Here is a 13930-nt window from a genome sequence, read left to right on the forward strand (position 1 = left end):
AAGCTCTCCCAATTGTAAATTGGGAAGCGACTGCCGAAAGCCCGACCACGCCCAAAGCGTGGTAACGCCCAAATATACATTACAAATACTTAACCATATTTTTTATTCTGCCATATTAGCAGATAATCTCTCAAATATAAACATAAAAAAACTGCTTTCTAAAATTAGAAAGCAGTTTGTATATTGTAAGAAAAGCTTGTGTTTACTTTTTGTTTAAAAAGTCATTAACTTGGTCTGGAGCCATAATAGACTCTACAAACATATAAGCTCCTGTTTTAGGCGATTTAACCATTTTTATAGCTTTAGTTAGCCTTTTTGATCCTGTTTGTAACGATGCTACTGCTTTTTTTGCCATGACTTAATTATTTTATCTCTTTATGAACTGTCATACGCTTAAGGATAGGGTTGAATTTTTTAATTTCTAATCTATCTGGCGTATTTTTTTTATTTTTTGTTGTAATGTATCTTGAAGTTCCTGGTAATCCAGAAGCTTTATGCTCAGTACATTCTAATATCACCTGAATTCTATTGCCTTTCTTTGCCATTTCTTAATACTTTTAAATACAGCTATTATTTTAAAAACCCTTTAGCTTTAGCTTCTTTAATTGCTGCAGAAATTCCTATTTTATTAATAGTTTTTAAAGCAGATGTAGAAACTTTTAAAGTTATCCATTTATCTTCTTCTGGTATGTAAAAACGTTTCTTAACTAAGTTAGCGTTAAATCTGCGCTTAGTTCTATTTAATGCGTGAGACACGTTGTTACCAACCATTGCCTTTTTCCCTGTAAGTTCACAAACTCTTGACATTATATATAACTTTAATTTTTTTATTGCTTAAAATCGAGGTGCAAATATACAAATTCTTTAGATTATGACAATCTAAATTGTATCAATTTTTAAAAATTTCTTTTAGCAGCATTTCTAAGGCTTTGTTAACTGCTTTATTTATTACTTTTATACGATGATTTCCTAAAGAAAATTTTTCTGAAAAAACGCCATCTTTACTAGCAATAGCAATAAACACAGTGCCAACATCTGCATCAGACTCCCCTTTTGTAGGGCCTGCATTACCTGTTGTTGCCACTGCAAAATCTGAATTAAATAATTTTAAAGCGTTGCTTGCCATAGATTCTGCTACTTGCCCGCTTACCACAGAGTGTTCCTGAATAACTTCTGAAGAAACACCTAATACATTCACTTTTGATTCTGTAGAATAAGTTACTACACCGCCGTTAAAATAAGCCGATGCTCCAGAGTGTTTTGTGAATTGACCAGCTAAAGTGCCGCCTGTACAGCTTTCTGCTATGGCTAAAGTTTTTCCTGTTTTGGTTAGTTGTTTTGCTATAATGATTTCTACAGACCCTTCTTCATCTTCAAAACCAAAAAACTTATCTTTAATTAATGGTAATAATTTTTTTATCTCTGTATCTACTTTAGCTTCAATATCTTTTTTATTAGATCCTTTAGCAGATAAACGCAGTCTTACTTTACCTAAATTAGGCAAGTAGGCTAGTTTTATATTTGGAGGTAAAGCCTCTTCCCAGTCTTCAATTCTTGCAGCTAAAGCACTCTCGCCAATACCATATACTAAAAGTGTTTTATGTAGTATATAAGGAAAATTGTATTTTTCTTTTAGCTTAGGCACTACTTCGTTTTCCATTAAAGCATCCATTTCATAGGGAACTCCCGGAAGTGAAATAAATGTTTTGTTTCCTTTATCAAACCACATACCTGGAGCGGTACCTAGTTTATTCATTAATACCTTAGATTTTGATGGTACTAAAGCTTGATCTTTATTTACTTGAAGTATTTTATCGCTTACATTGGTTGCCCAAAGCTGTTCTATGTTTTGTAGAACAGCCTGATTTCTAACTAAGGTATCATTAAAATATTCTGCTATAGTTTTCTTGGTGATATCATCTTTTGTAGGCCCTAAACCGCCTGTAAGTATAACAATATCGGAATGCTCCTCAGCATCTTTTAAAGCCTTTAAAATATGGTTTTTATCATCTTGAACTGAGGTTACTTGATAAATAGAAACACCAATTTTATTGAGTTGCTTTGCTATATCAGCAGAATTAGTATCAATTACCTGACCTATAAGGAGTTCATCGCCAATGGTAATTATCTCTGCTTGCATTCATTATAATTTAAAATCTGACTTTATCTCTACCAATGCCTTTTCTACGGCATCTACAACTATTTCTAACTGTGGTGTAATATCTTCTCCTTTTTTGGTAAACTTACCCCAATCTTGTACTTCAATTAAGGTATCTAAAACACCCAACTCAAATAAGTCTACAGTTGGTTTCATTTTATGTGCAGCTTGATAAGCTTCTGTGTAATCTTCTGCTGCCACGGCTTTTTTTAAGCGCTCTAAATCTGGAGCAACTTCTTCTACAAAAGCTTCTGCTAAACTTTTTATAAAATCTTCATCGTTATCTGCTAACTCGCGTACCCTAAATAATTTGTAATGTTGTTCCATTATTTTATTGTTACTGAAAACATTTCTGTGTTTCCTATAAATCCTATTAATTTATCATTAGGAATTACTCTACCAACGCCGGCAGGAGTTCCCGTAAATATAATATCTCCTATCTTTAAAGTAAAATATTTTGAGACATATTCTATTATTTCATCAATTTTCCAAAGCATGTGACTTGTATTTCCTTTTTGAACAATTTTATCGTTCTTTTTTAAAGAAAATTCAATACTATTAATATCTCCTAGTTCTTCTTTGGGTATCCATTTTCCAACTACAGCGGCTCCGTCAAATGCCTTTGCTTTTTCCCAAGGCAAGCCTTTTGCTTTTAATTTACTTTGTAAATCTCTGGCTGTAAAGTCTATTCCTAAACCAATTTCATTGTAATATTTATGAGCAAATTTTTTATCTATATACTTACCTATTCTATTAATTTTTACTAAAATTTCTACCTCATGGTGGATATCGTTAGAAAAATCGGGGATAAAAAAGGGCTGTTTTTTTAATAAAATGGCTGAATCTGGCTTTTGAAAAATTACCGGTTCTGATGGTTTTTCATTTTCCAATTCTTCAATATGCTCTGTATAATTACGACCGATACAAATTAGTTTCATTTAATTTTAAAACAGTTTATTATTGAAACCTCTAAGTTTAATATTGGTTAACACTTTTTTTGTATATAACGGAAAGTCTGCATTTAACAGCCACCCAAAATATCCGGGTTCTTTTTCTAATACTTCTGTTACCAATTTTCCTTTGTGTTTACCAAATGAAAAACATTCTTCGCCATCTTTATTATATGCTATAAACCCAGCAAAATCTGCAAACTTTTTTCTAGAACTAAATTCTGCTAAAAATTTGGTGTCGTTTTCTAATTCATCATACTTTTCTAATTGTGCTTTTAATACCTCATAAGTAGCATTTGTATCTGCTTCTGCACTATGGGCATCATCTAAACTTTTATTACAATAAAATTTATAGGCTGCACTTAAAGTACGCTGTTCCATTTTATGAAATATGGTTTGTACATCTATGGCTTGACGGTTTTTCATATCGAAATCTATGTCGGCTCTTAACATTTCCTCAGCTAATAAAGGGATATCAAATCGGTTAGAATTGAATCCGCCTAAATCTGAGTCTTTTATCATGTTATAGATTTCTTTGGCTAATTCTTTAAAGGTAGGTTTATCTGCAACGTCTTCATCTGAAATACCATGAATAGCAGTTACTTCTTTAGGAATTGGCATTTCTGGATTTACTAACCATGTTTTGCTTTCTTCCTTCCCGTTAGGGTGTACTTTAAGAATGGATATTTCTACTATTCTATCATTTGTTATATTAACACCTGTAGTTTCTAAATCGAAAAAACAAATGGGTTTTGTTAGGTTTAATTGCATGTTTAGTTTCTGTAATTATTTAAAACTTTAATTTCTTTATCAAAGTTAATTTTCATTTCATTCCATTTTTTGGAATTTATCAAATCATCAAAAGTAATATGATTTTCACGATATTCTATAAAAAATTCTCCAGATGGTTTAATAATTACATTGTAGCCCCTGCTTTTTTCGTTAAAAAATAGTTTTTTTAACACCCCCCCGTAATCTTGAAACCATTTCAATTTTTTTAATTCATTTGGATGCCCATTATTATAATCATAAAAATGAAAAACACTTACTTGTTTATACTTCCTATACCTTCTATAACATCTTTTATAAGAGTTTATAAAATCTCTGTAGTTCAAAACATGTTCTTGTTTATAAACTTTTTGATTATTACTTAAATCAATTTTAACACCTCCTAGTGGATAAGTTATTGTTTTTTGAACTGACTTTATTTCTTGATTTAAGCTATCATAAAGAATAGTAGATGACTTTTTAGGAAATTCAGAAACTGCTCGTAAAGTATCTATATAATGAATCATCAAAATCCTAGTTGTATCAATTTGATGTCTTAAACTCAAAAGTTGAAATAATTGTTTTTTTGCGTTTGGTAATAATTTTCCAAAACGATAATTATACTTAATTTCTTGTAACACCAAACTATCTGTATCATACCTTACCCCATGATAAATAGAAGAACTTATCTTAGTTTTAAAAACATTAGCTGAAATACTTTTACCATTTTCATCAATGTGTATAACATCTTGTTGTCCAAACAGCATAGGTGAATGCATAATAGCTAACAATACAATAATTAATTTCAAAAGTTTTATTTCAAAATTGATATTTATAACCACAAGAAATTTAATTTTAGTAAGTTAGATATTTTAAAATAAAATTATAAAACAAAACTCAATAAGAGTAGATTGCAATCTTTAACTGTTTCACTAAAACCCTCTATTTACATCCCAAGCTTCTAAATAATCTTTTACAGCCTTAACAAACATACCTCCTAAAGCGCCATTTACTACCCGGTGGTCATAAGAATGTGATAAAAACATTTTATAACGAATACCAATAAAATCACCTTCATTAGTTTCAATTACTGCTGGCACTTTTCTAATAGCTCCTAACGCTAAAATACCTACTTGGGGCTGATTTATAATTGGAGTCCCCATAATACTACCAAAAGATCCTACGTTTGTTACGGTATACGTACCATCTTGAATATCATCTGGGTTTAATTGATTATTTCTTGCTCTAGTAGCTAAATCGTTAACCTGTTTGGTCATTCCTACTAAATTTAACTGGTCTGCATTTTTAATTACAGGCACTATTAAATTACCATCTGGTAATGCTGCTGCCATACCCAAATTGATATTTTTCTTTTTTATAATAGTATCACCTTGTACTGAGATATTCATCATAGGATAATCTCGCAATGCCTTGGCAACTGCCTCCATAAAAATTGGGGTGAAGGTTAATTTTTCACCTTCGCGTTTTTCAAAATCATTTTTTACTTTGTTTCTCCAATTCCAAATTTTGGTAACATCGGCTTCTATAAAACTTTGAACGTGTGCCGATGTTTGAATTGATTCCGTCATATGATGCGCAATGAGTTTACCTATACGCGTCATTTCAATAATTTCATCTTCACCACTTGGAACAACTGGAGGAGCAGCTACTGTTTTTGGTGTTGTATCTATTTTAGGTTGAGGAGTTTCTTCTTCTTTTATAACTTGAGGCTCTGGCTTTACTCTTCTGTTTTCAACATAGGCTAAAATATCATTTTTGGTAACTCTTCCATCTTTACCCGTACCAGAAATAGCGTCTAACTCTTCTTGCGAAATGCCTTCTTGTTTTGCTATATTTTTAACCAAGGGAGAATAAAACCGGTTACTACTAGAAACAACTGGAGTTACAGTTTCTTTAGCTACTGAAATAGTTTCTTCTATTTGTTCTATAGTTTCTGGCTCTACCTCATCAACTTCAGGTTTTGAGACTACTTCATTTTCGCCTTCGGTTTCAATAATGGCAATAACTTGCCCTACTTGCACCACATCATCTACATTAAAAAACTTTTCAACTAAAACGCCATCTACTTCACTAGGTACTTCACTATCTACTTTATCGGTAGCAATTTCTACAATAGGTTCATCTAGCTCAATTGTTTCTCCAACTTCTTTTAACCAAGATGTTATGGTTGCTTCTGCAACGCTTTCTCCCATTTTTGGTAACTTAAGTTCAAATTTTGCCATATCAATAATGTAATAGTTCTTTTAATTTTCGCTTGCAAAATTAACGAAAATACAGCGATTTTTGTTAGTTATTCATAACAAATATAAGCAGCATTGTATAAATCTATAAGCTAAAAAGTAATAACCTCTCCTCTACTTATTACATTATCACTTCCTAAAATAAATTTAGAATTATTGGGTAAAATTCTAAAGGTTAACTTCTTAACTACCGAAGCGTTGAGCATTATATCAATTATTTCTTTGTAGGATAAATAATTGGCATCAAGTATAATTTCTGTTGCCTTATCATAATTACCTACTTTTCTTTCTAAAGTAAAGTTATTAGGTAATGAGGTCTTTAAACCTTCTATCATTTTATCTGAAATAAGCACATACCTATTTACGCGCTTAATTTTGTGAATTGGTGTTTTTCTAAAAAAATAAACAAACCATATTCCTATAAAAACAAACAAATCAAATAAAACATTCTTTTTAAAATGCTTTTGGTAGAATATTTGCATGGCTCCATAAAACCTACGCGCATAATTTTTGTCTCTTAAAGTACTTTCTCCTTTAAAGTGAACAACAGTAGTATTGGCATAATAATAATTTTGATATCCGGATTTTAAGACCCTATAAGACAAATCAATATCTTCTCCGTACATAAAATAATCTTCATCAAAACCTCCAATGTCTTCATAAATGCTTTTTTTCATTAACATAAAAGCCCCCACCAAAATATCTACCTTACCCGTTTCATTTTCAGTCAAATGGTTTGCATAGTACTTTTTAGAGTTACCTAATATTTTTTTACAAGCGGCACTTACATAAGGAATATTGCGTTTACTTTCTGGTAAAAAACGACCTACTCCATCAATTAACTTACAACCTACTATTCCTAGTTTCTCTTTGTTTTCACTAAATTTTAAAAGTTTAACAAAGGTATCTTCTGCAACAACAGTATCTGGATTTAAAATGCATAAATAATCTCCTTTTGCTTTTTTTACCCCAATATTATTTCCTTTAGAAAACCCACAATTCTCTTTGTTTTCTATTAAAATAACATCTGGAAATAATTCTTTTACCATTGAGCAGCTTTCATCCTCAGAATTATTATCAACCACAATTATTTCTGCATCAATATTTGTAATGGCTGCTTTTACACTTTTTAAACAAAGCTCTAAAAAATGCCTAACATTATAATTTAGTATGACTACAGAAAGTTTCAAATTGAGAGACTAAAGCTTTAAGGAGGTTTCAAAAGGAATTCTGTTAACAATACTTCGGCCAAGGGTAATTTCATCGGCATATTCAAGTTCATCTCCTACCGAAATCCCTCTAGCAATAGTTGATGTAACAATATTATAATCTTGAATTTGCTTAAATATGTAAAAGTTAGTAGTATCTCCTTCCATTGTTGAGCTTAACGCAAAAATGAGTTCTTTTATTTTCCCGCTTTTAACTTTTTCAACTAAAGAATCTATATTTAAATCATGCGGACCAATACCGTCCATAGGTGAAATTTTCCCTCCTAACACATGATATAACCCTTTATAAGAGCTGGTATTTTCAATTGCCATAACATCTCGTATATCCTCTACCACACAAACTATTTCTTCGTTTCGGTTTTTACTTGAGCAAATTTCGCACAATTCATCATCACTTATATTATGACAAGATTTGCAAAACTTAATCTCTTCTCTCATAGACCGTAGTGCTTTTGTTAAAGCTAAAGTTTGTTCCTTTGGTTGGCGTAACATATGCAGCACTAAACGCAATGCAGTACGCTTACCCACTCCGGGTAATTGAGACATTTCATTAACAGCCTTTTCTAGTAACTTTGAAGAAAATTCCATGACCACGAAAATACAATATTATATGAATTGATTACTAGAGTTTCTGCTTCTTTTTAGTGGAATTTAGATTTTGATACTTTTAATTTGTATTTTGAAAACCAAATAAATCATTATATGAGTGCTTCTCAAATTCTTCTACTTATTGCTGCCTATTTTGGGGTGCTTTTAGTTATATCATACTTTACAGGAAAGAACGATAATAATGATGATTTCTTTAAAGCAGGCAAGCAATCTCCTTGGTATTTAGTTGCTTTTGGTATGGTGGGCGCTTCACTATCTGGTGTTACTTTTATATCGGTTCCAGGATGGATTGAAGGCTCTAAATTCAGCTATTTTCAAGTGGTTTTGGGCTATATGTTTGGCTATTTTATAATTGCATATGTTCTATTACCCATTTATTATAAATTAAATGTTACTTCTATTTATGAATATTTGTTACAACGTTTTGGTGTAGTAAGCCATAAAACAGGTGCATTTTTCTTTTTTATATCTAGAGTTTTAGGAGCTGCTTTTAGATTGTTTTTAGTTGCTATAGTATTACAGCAATTTGTTTTTAATGCGTGGCATGTTCCTTTTGAAATTACTGTTATCATCTCCATTTTACTCATTTGGATTTACACCAACAAAGGCGGTATAAAAACTATTGTTTGGACTGATACTTTACAAACGCTGTTTATGGTTTTAGCAGTAATACTTTCTATATATTTTATTAATGATAGTTTAGGATGGAGTTTTAGTGAGTTTTTAGCTTCTAATGAACTTAAAACTTATAGCAACATATTTGTTACTGATAGCTTTTTAGAGCGAAATCATTTTGTTAAATCGTTTTTAGGCGGCATCTTTATTACTATATGTATGACAGGTCTAGACCAAGATATGATGCAAAAAAACTTAACCTGTAAATCTTTAAAAGATGCTCAAAAAAACATGATTTCATTTAGCATTGTACTTGTTTTTGTTACGTTTTTATTCATGCTTTTAGGAGCTTTACTTTACATTTATGCCAACAAACACCAAATTGCTATTCCGCTTATGAATGGCAAACCTAAAACCGATTTACTTTTTCCTGAAATTGCATTAAATAGCGGTTTAGGTATTACATTATCAATAACCTTTATGCTTGGTTTAATTGCAGCAGCATACAGTAGTGCAGATAGTGCATTAACCTCATTAACAACATCTTTTTGTGTAGATTTTTTAAATATTGATAAAAAACCAAAAAAGGAGCAAAAACGCATTAGAAAAAAAGCTCATATTGGTATGAGCATTTTATTAGTAATTGTTATAATTATTTTTAAATATGTACTTAATAGCAATGTTATAGATAGCCTTCTTACTGTTGCTGGCTACACATATGGGCCGCTACTTGGGTTATTTGCTTTTGGTATTTTTACTAAACGTAAAGTTAAAGACCAATATGTTTGGATAGTTGCTTTATGCGCCGTTGTTATAATTACTATTATTGGAAATATTCCACCAGAAAAAATAGGCGGTTACGTTTTAGGGTATGAATTACTGCCCATAAATGGTTTAATAACTTTTATTGGTTTAATACTGATTAGTAGAAAGTAACACCAAAGTACAAGCTACTTCAAAATGAATATTATTTTCTTTTAAAATAGAAAACAATTCTGGATTCTCTGTTCCTGGATTAAAAATAACACGCTCTGGTTTTAAAGATACTATATAGCTATAATAGTCTTTTTGACGCTTAGGATTAAGGTACAATGTTACTGTGTGTAAATCTTTATATGGTAATAGTTCTGTATCAATTTTCACTCCAGCTACCGTTCCTTTTTTCAATCCAAAAGCTACAACTTCATGGTTATTGGCTACTAATTTTTGAATAGCATAATTAGAATATCTATTGGGTTTTAATGAAGCTCCAAGCACTAAGGTTTTCTTATTCATCTGTTAAAATGTTGTTAATATGTAAAAATTTGGTAACATAACCTACTCTTAAACGTCTTAAACATAACTGAAATCAATCAAAAAACAATCAAATCAAATGAAAAACGCATTTTTCATGTGCTTTCTATTGCTTTCTTTTATAGCAAAAGCACATACCAATCCCAAAAAAAACATTGATAAAAAAGGGTCTATCTTCGGAACCGTATTAGACGCAACACTTAAACAACCCTTACCTTACGTAAATGTAATTATTAAAGACACCAATAACAAGACCCTTACCGGTGGAATTACCGCCGACGATGGTACTTTTAAAATTGAAAAAATTGATGAAGGCAATATTACAATAAGCATTCAATACATAGGTTACAAAACATACAACAAAAATATAACTCTTAAAAAAGGGAGTTACAATGTAAATCTTGGAGCTATTTATTTAGAAGAAGAAGCCGAAAGCTTAGACGCCGTAACTGTAGTTGCAGAAGTTTCTACTATAGAACAAAAAGTAGACAGAAAAGTTATTACAATAGGTAAAGATCTAACCACTGCAGGCGCTACAGCAAGTGATATTATGAACAATTTACCATCTGTAAACGTAGACCAACAAACAGGAAACATTAGCCTTAGAGGAAACGAAAATGTAAGAGTAATGGTAGATGGCAAACTTAGTAATGTTCCCATAGCACAGTTATTAAAGCAAATACCTTCAACCTCTATAAAATCTATTGAACTTATCACCAATCCATCTGCAAAATATAATCCTGAAGGCATGAGTGGTATCATCAATATAAAATTGCATAAAAACACGCAAATAGGATTTAACGGAAACCTAAACGTTGGATTAACCAAAGAAATATTTGCAAAATTTAACAGCTCAATAGACATGAATTACCGCAACGGAAAATTTAATCTTTATGGTAATTACGGTAACAATATTGGTAAATATGACAACTTTGGATATATTAACAGATTAGATGATAATTCGCGTCAAGATTTTAAATTTGGTAACAATAACCAATCGCATTTATACAAATTTGGAGTAGACTTTTACCTAAACGAAAAGAATACATTCTCTTTCTTTACCAATCAAAACTCATTTAACGGAGATGGTTTTGGCAATACTACCATAACATATCCAAGCACAACACAATGGCAATTGTTTAACAACCTTTCAGAAAATCATTCTGGACAATATAACTTTGCTTATAAACATGAGTTTAATGATGAAGATGAAACCTTAGATATTGAAATAGATTACAATGATTTTACAAATGATGAAGATGCCAATTTTAGCTATATAAATTTTACATTTCCAACAAACTACATGGATTTTGTTAACACCAACAGAGATCAAACAACCATAAACGTAGACTATGTAAAACCTTTAAATAAGGAATCTAAACTAGAACTAGGTGCTGAAGTGCGCTTATTTGGCACCGATGTAGATTACAATTCTACCGGACAAACTTATTCTGAACAAGGCAATCTTATTCCAACACCAAGTACCGATTTTGAATATAACAGAGATATCTATTCTGCCTACGCTACTTACAGTAAGAATTTTGAAAAGTGGAATTATCAAATTGGAGCTCGTTTAGAATCTGTAACCGAAGAAGCCAATGCTTTAAAAACTTTTAATGATGGTACTACAGAAATAACTCCTTTTGAAAACAATTATTTTCAGGTATATCCTTCAATATTTATAAGTTACAACGCTTCAGAAAAAAACACCTATCAATTAAGTGCCAGTCGTCGTGTTGATAGACCAGGATTACAACAAGTTAACCCCATACGAGAGTGGAGTACCCCAAGAGTTTCATCTTTTGGAAACACAGAATTGCAACCACAATTCACCAATTCTGTAGAAGCAAATTATACGCGTAAATTAAACAAAGGTAGTATTACCGGAGGTGTGTTTTTTAGAATCATTGAAGATAACATTAACCGTTATGTACGTATAGACAGAACAGATGTAACCTCTGGAAATGTTATTTTATCATATGATAACTTTGATAACACAACCGCATACGGAATTGAACTTTCTAGTAATTACCGTCCAACAAAATGGTGGAGTGTAAACGGTAGTTTTGATTTATTTTCTCAAGAACAAAGTGGTATAACAGAATATATAGATAATCCTGATATTCAAAATGCTACCATAGCAGACATTAAAACCAACGAAACCGTTGTTGATAATATAGTATGGAATTTAAGGATTTTCAATAATTTTAGAGCTTCAAAAAAGCTTAGCTTCTCTTTGTTTTCAATGTATAGAGGAAAACAAAAAGGCATTCAATTTACTAGAAAACCCATGTTTATGCTAAATACAGGTATGCGTTATTCATTCTTAGAAAACCAACGAGCCACTTTTAGTTTTAACTATAGCGATATTTTTAATACTATGAATTTTGAATTTGATGGCACAAGTCCTTTCCCTAATCAAGGCCAGTTTAACTGGGAAAGCAATACTTGGAATGTTGCTTTATCATACCGCTTTGGAGGTGGAAAATACAGAGCGTTAAAAAGAAAACAACGTGATGATAATACAAAACAAGAAAGCGGAGGTTTTTTATAAAAACTCATTTTAATAGTCTTTATAATAGTTTATGGTTAGTGGTTAAATAAGGCTATTAAGTGAGAAACCCCTTAGTTTTACAACTTTGGGGTTTTTATTAAAAAAAAGTTTAACTATCACACAATAAGCAAAATAACTTTACGTTAAACGTAATATACAATCTAGCCAAAAACGAAGAATAATTATTTAGAGTTAGTCGTCTTACACATTAAATTTCGTATTAAAGATTTGTATATATTCACTAAAAAACTCGAAACTTACGGTTTCGAGTTTTTTATAAAATGTTAAAAAAAGTTAAATATTTTAATTGCGTGCAATAAAAAGAAGTTTTCTTCGTCTAATAATTATGATTCTTCAAATTAGTGTTAATTGAAGTTGATTAATAGCTGAAAAACCCAAAACTTAAACGTTTTGGGTTTTTGTATTTATTAAATCTAGTTCTTACCATTTTATAATAACACTTCCCCAGGTAAAACCACTACCAAATGCCGCTAAAACAACCGTATCGCCTTCTTTTATTTTTTCTTCTTCCCAAGCCTCTGTTAAAGCTATAATAATAGAAGCTGCCGTTGTATTTCCATATTTTTGAATATTATTAAACACTTGGTCATCACGCAACCCAAACTTCTTTTGAATAAATTGAGAAATACGCAAATTAGCTTGGTGCGGAATTAACATGTCAATATCTTCTTTTTTAAGGTTATTAGCAACTAAACCTTCCATAATAACTTCACTAAAACGCGCCACAGCATGTTTAAATACAAAAGTGCCATTCATGTATGGGTAATATGAAGTATCATCAGGATCATTAGCTTCTAAAATTTCTGGCACCCAATGTTTAATACTAGGCCCTAAAACGGTAAGTTCTTCGGCATATTTTCCTTCAGAATGTAAATGTGATGATAAAATACCTTTGGTGTTATCTTCTGTTCTGCTTAAAACAGCAGCTCCTGCTCCATCGCCAAATATAACCGTTACACCGCGTCCTCTGGTAGATTTCTCTAATCCTCCAGAATGATATTCAGAACCTATAATCAAAACGTTTTTATACATTCCTGTTTTAATAAACTGGTCTGCAACAGACATGGCATAAATAAAACCAGAGCACTGATTTCTTATATCTAAGGCTCCCACAGTTTTCATACCTAACATATCTTGAATTTGCACACCACATCCTGGGAAATAATAATCTGGACTTAAGGTTGCAAACACAATAAAATCTATATCATCTTTAGTTAAACCAGAACGTTCAATAGCTATTTTAGCAGCCTTAGCCCCCATAACTGCAGAAGTATCTCCTGTTCCTTCCTTTATCCAACGTCTTTCTTTTATACCAGTTCTTTCTTGTATCCACGCATCATTGGTATCCATCATTTTAGACAAATCATCATTAGTTACCACATTATCTGGCAGATACTTACCAAGACCTATTATTTTAGAATTATACATAGCTATCTAGTTTAGGTTATCAAAGTACAATAACTGTTTTTAAA

At 31.3% G+C, this 13930-nt stretch carries 15 protein-coding genes; 2 read left to right on the forward strand and 13 right to left on the reverse strand.

Features of this window, described 5'->3' with window-relative positions:
- Positions 1 to 202: 202 nt before the first annotated feature.
- The 11 genes from BWZ22_RS01690 to recR all read right to left on the reverse strand — a co-directional run bounded on the left by BWZ22_RS01690 (position 203) and on the right by recR (position 7954).
- Entirely contained in the window at positions 203 to 355 is a 153-nt protein-coding gene (locus tag BWZ22_RS01690; protein ID WP_076697604.1) for a DUF4295 domain-containing protein, read from the reverse strand.
- Between the two features lie 7 nt (positions 356 to 362).
- Entirely contained in the window at positions 363 to 545 is a 183-nt protein-coding gene (gene rpmG, locus BWZ22_RS01695; protein ID WP_076697605.1) for a 50S ribosomal protein L33, read from the reverse strand.
- Positions 546 to 570: 25 nt separating this feature from the next.
- Positions 571 to 807 (reverse strand): 50S ribosomal protein L28, encoded by a 237-nt coding sequence (gene rpmB / locus BWZ22_RS01700; RefSeq protein WP_076697606.1) that lies wholly within the window; start codon positions 805 to 807, stop codon positions 571 to 573.
- An 82-nt stretch (positions 808 to 889) separates the two neighbouring features.
- Positions 890 to 2140, reverse strand: coding sequence for a competence/damage-inducible protein A (locus tag BWZ22_RS01705; RefSeq protein ID WP_076697607.1), 1251 nt, complete (start codon positions 2138 to 2140; stop codon positions 890 to 892).
- A 3-nt stretch (positions 2141 to 2143) separates the two neighbouring features.
- Positions 2144 to 2485 carry an Hpt domain-containing protein gene (locus BWZ22_RS01710; protein ID WP_076697609.1) on the reverse strand — a complete coding sequence of 114 codons (342 nt, stop codon included), beginning with the start codon at positions 2483 to 2485 and terminating at the stop codon, positions 2144 to 2146.
- Complete coding sequence (locus tag BWZ22_RS01715; protein WP_076697610.1) at positions 2485 to 3096, reverse strand: fumarylacetoacetate hydrolase family protein; 612 nt, start codon at positions 3094 to 3096, stop codon at positions 2485 to 2487. Before BWZ22_RS01715 ends, BWZ22_RS01710 begins: the two co-directional genes overlap by 1 nt.
- A gap of 6 nt (positions 3097 to 3102) precedes the next feature.
- The gene (locus BWZ22_RS01720) at positions 3103 to 3879 is read right to left on the reverse strand and encodes a 3'-5' exonuclease (RefSeq protein ID WP_076697612.1); all 777 of its coding nucleotides are present in this window, start codon (positions 3877 to 3879) and stop codon (positions 3103 to 3105) included.
- A 2-nt stretch (positions 3880 to 3881) separates the two neighbouring features.
- Positions 3882 to 4685, reverse strand: a complete 804-nt coding sequence (locus BWZ22_RS01725; RefSeq protein WP_076697614.1) for a hypothetical protein — start codon at positions 4683 to 4685, stop codon at positions 3882 to 3884.
- A gap of 123 nt (positions 4686 to 4808) precedes the next feature.
- Positions 4809 to 6119 (reverse strand): dihydrolipoamide acetyltransferase family protein, encoded by a 1311-nt coding sequence (locus BWZ22_RS01730; RefSeq protein ID WP_076697616.1) that lies wholly within the window; start codon positions 6117 to 6119, stop codon positions 4809 to 4811.
- A 110-nt stretch (positions 6120 to 6229) separates the two neighbouring features.
- Positions 6230 to 7327 carry a glycosyltransferase family 2 protein gene (locus tag BWZ22_RS01735; protein ID WP_076697618.1) on the reverse strand — a complete coding sequence of 366 codons (1098 nt, stop codon included), beginning with the start codon at positions 7325 to 7327 and terminating at the stop codon, positions 6230 to 6232.
- Between the two features lie 9 nt (positions 7328 to 7336).
- Positions 7337 to 7954, reverse strand: coding sequence for a recombination mediator RecR (gene recR, locus BWZ22_RS01740; protein ID WP_076697620.1), 618 nt, complete (start codon positions 7952 to 7954; stop codon positions 7337 to 7339).
- A gap of 114 nt (positions 7955 to 8068) precedes the next feature.
- On the opposite strand from recR, the gene BWZ22_RS01745 reads away from it, so the two are divergent.
- Positions 8069 to 9526 (forward strand): sodium:solute symporter, encoded by a 1458-nt coding sequence (locus BWZ22_RS01745; RefSeq protein ID WP_076697622.1) that lies wholly within the window; start codon positions 8069 to 8071, stop codon positions 9524 to 9526.
- Here the strand turns inward: BWZ22_RS01745 and BWZ22_RS01750 are convergent.
- Entirely contained in the window at positions 9503 to 9865 is a 363-nt protein-coding gene (locus BWZ22_RS01750; RefSeq protein WP_076697624.1) for a CoA-binding protein, read from the reverse strand. The two genes, BWZ22_RS01745 and BWZ22_RS01750, sit on opposite strands and share 24 nt — an antisense overlap.
- Before the next feature lie 97 nt (positions 9866 to 9962).
- Here BWZ22_RS01750 and BWZ22_RS01755 point away from each other — a divergent pair, with 97 nt between their 5' ends.
- The gene (locus tag BWZ22_RS01755; RefSeq protein WP_076697626.1) at positions 9963 to 12437 is read left to right on the forward strand and encodes an outer membrane beta-barrel family protein; all 2475 of its coding nucleotides are present in this window, start codon (positions 9963 to 9965) and stop codon (positions 12435 to 12437) included.
- A 441-nt stretch (positions 12438 to 12878) separates the two neighbouring features.
- Here the strand turns inward: BWZ22_RS01755 and BWZ22_RS01760 are convergent, their stop codons facing one another.
- Entirely contained in the window at positions 12879 to 13886 is a 1008-nt protein-coding gene (locus BWZ22_RS01760; protein WP_076697628.1) for a 3-oxoacyl-ACP synthase III family protein, read from the reverse strand.
- Positions 13887 to 13930: the final 44 nt, after the last annotated feature.

Source organism: Seonamhaeicola sp. S2-3, from assembly GCF_001971785.1.
Classification (GTDB): Bacteria; Bacteroidota; Bacteroidia; order Flavobacteriales; family Flavobacteriaceae; genus Seonamhaeicola.

What these genes read in the sequence shown, in the direction of transcription:
- rpmB (WP_076697606.1), bottom strand. Translation starts at nt 807, where the DNA reads ATGTCAAGAGTTTGTGAACTTACAGGGAAAAAGGCAATGGTTGGTAAC.
- BWZ22_RS01705 (WP_076697607.1), bottom strand. Translation starts at nt 2,140, where the DNA reads ATGCAAGCAGAGATAATTACCATTGGCGATGAACTCCTTATAGGTCAG.
- BWZ22_RS01745 (WP_076697622.1), top strand. Translation starts at nt 8,069, where the DNA reads ATGAGTGCTTCTCAAATTCTTCTACTTATTGCTGCCTATTTTGGGGTG.
- BWZ22_RS01730 (WP_076697616.1), bottom strand. Translation starts at nt 6,119, where the DNA reads ATGGCAAAATTTGAACTTAAGTTACCAAAAATGGGAGAAAGCGTTGCA.
- rpmG (WP_076697605.1), bottom strand. Translation starts at nt 545, where the DNA reads ATGGCAAAGAAAGGCAATAGAATTCAGGTGATATTAGAATGTACTGAG.
- BWZ22_RS01755 (WP_076697626.1), top strand. Translation starts at nt 9,963, where the DNA reads ATGAAAAACGCATTTTTCATGTGCTTTCTATTGCTTTCTTTTATAGCA.
- BWZ22_RS01715 (WP_076697610.1), bottom strand. Translation starts at nt 3,096, where the DNA reads ATGAAACTAATTTGTATCGGTCGTAATTATACAGAGCATATTGAAGAA.
- BWZ22_RS01760 (WP_076697628.1), bottom strand. Translation starts at nt 13,886, where the DNA reads ATGTATAATTCTAAAATAATAGGTCTTGGTAAGTATCTGCCAGATAAT.
- recR (WP_076697620.1), bottom strand. Translation starts at nt 7,954, where the DNA reads ATGGAATTTTCTTCAAAGTTACTAGAAAAGGCTGTTAATGAAATGTCT.
- BWZ22_RS01750 (WP_076697624.1), bottom strand. Translation starts at nt 9,865, where the DNA reads ATGAATAAGAAAACCTTAGTGCTTGGAGCTTCATTAAAACCCAATAGA.
- BWZ22_RS01720 (WP_076697612.1), bottom strand. Translation starts at nt 3,879, where the DNA reads ATGCAATTAAACCTAACAAAACCCATTTGTTTTTTCGATTTAGAAACT.
- BWZ22_RS01690 (WP_076697604.1), bottom strand. Translation starts at nt 355, where the DNA reads ATGGCAAAAAAAGCAGTAGCATCGTTACAAACAGGATCAAAAAGGCTA.
- BWZ22_RS01710 (WP_076697609.1), bottom strand. Translation starts at nt 2,485, where the DNA reads ATGGAACAACATTACAAATTATTTAGGGTACGCGAGTTAGCAGATAAC.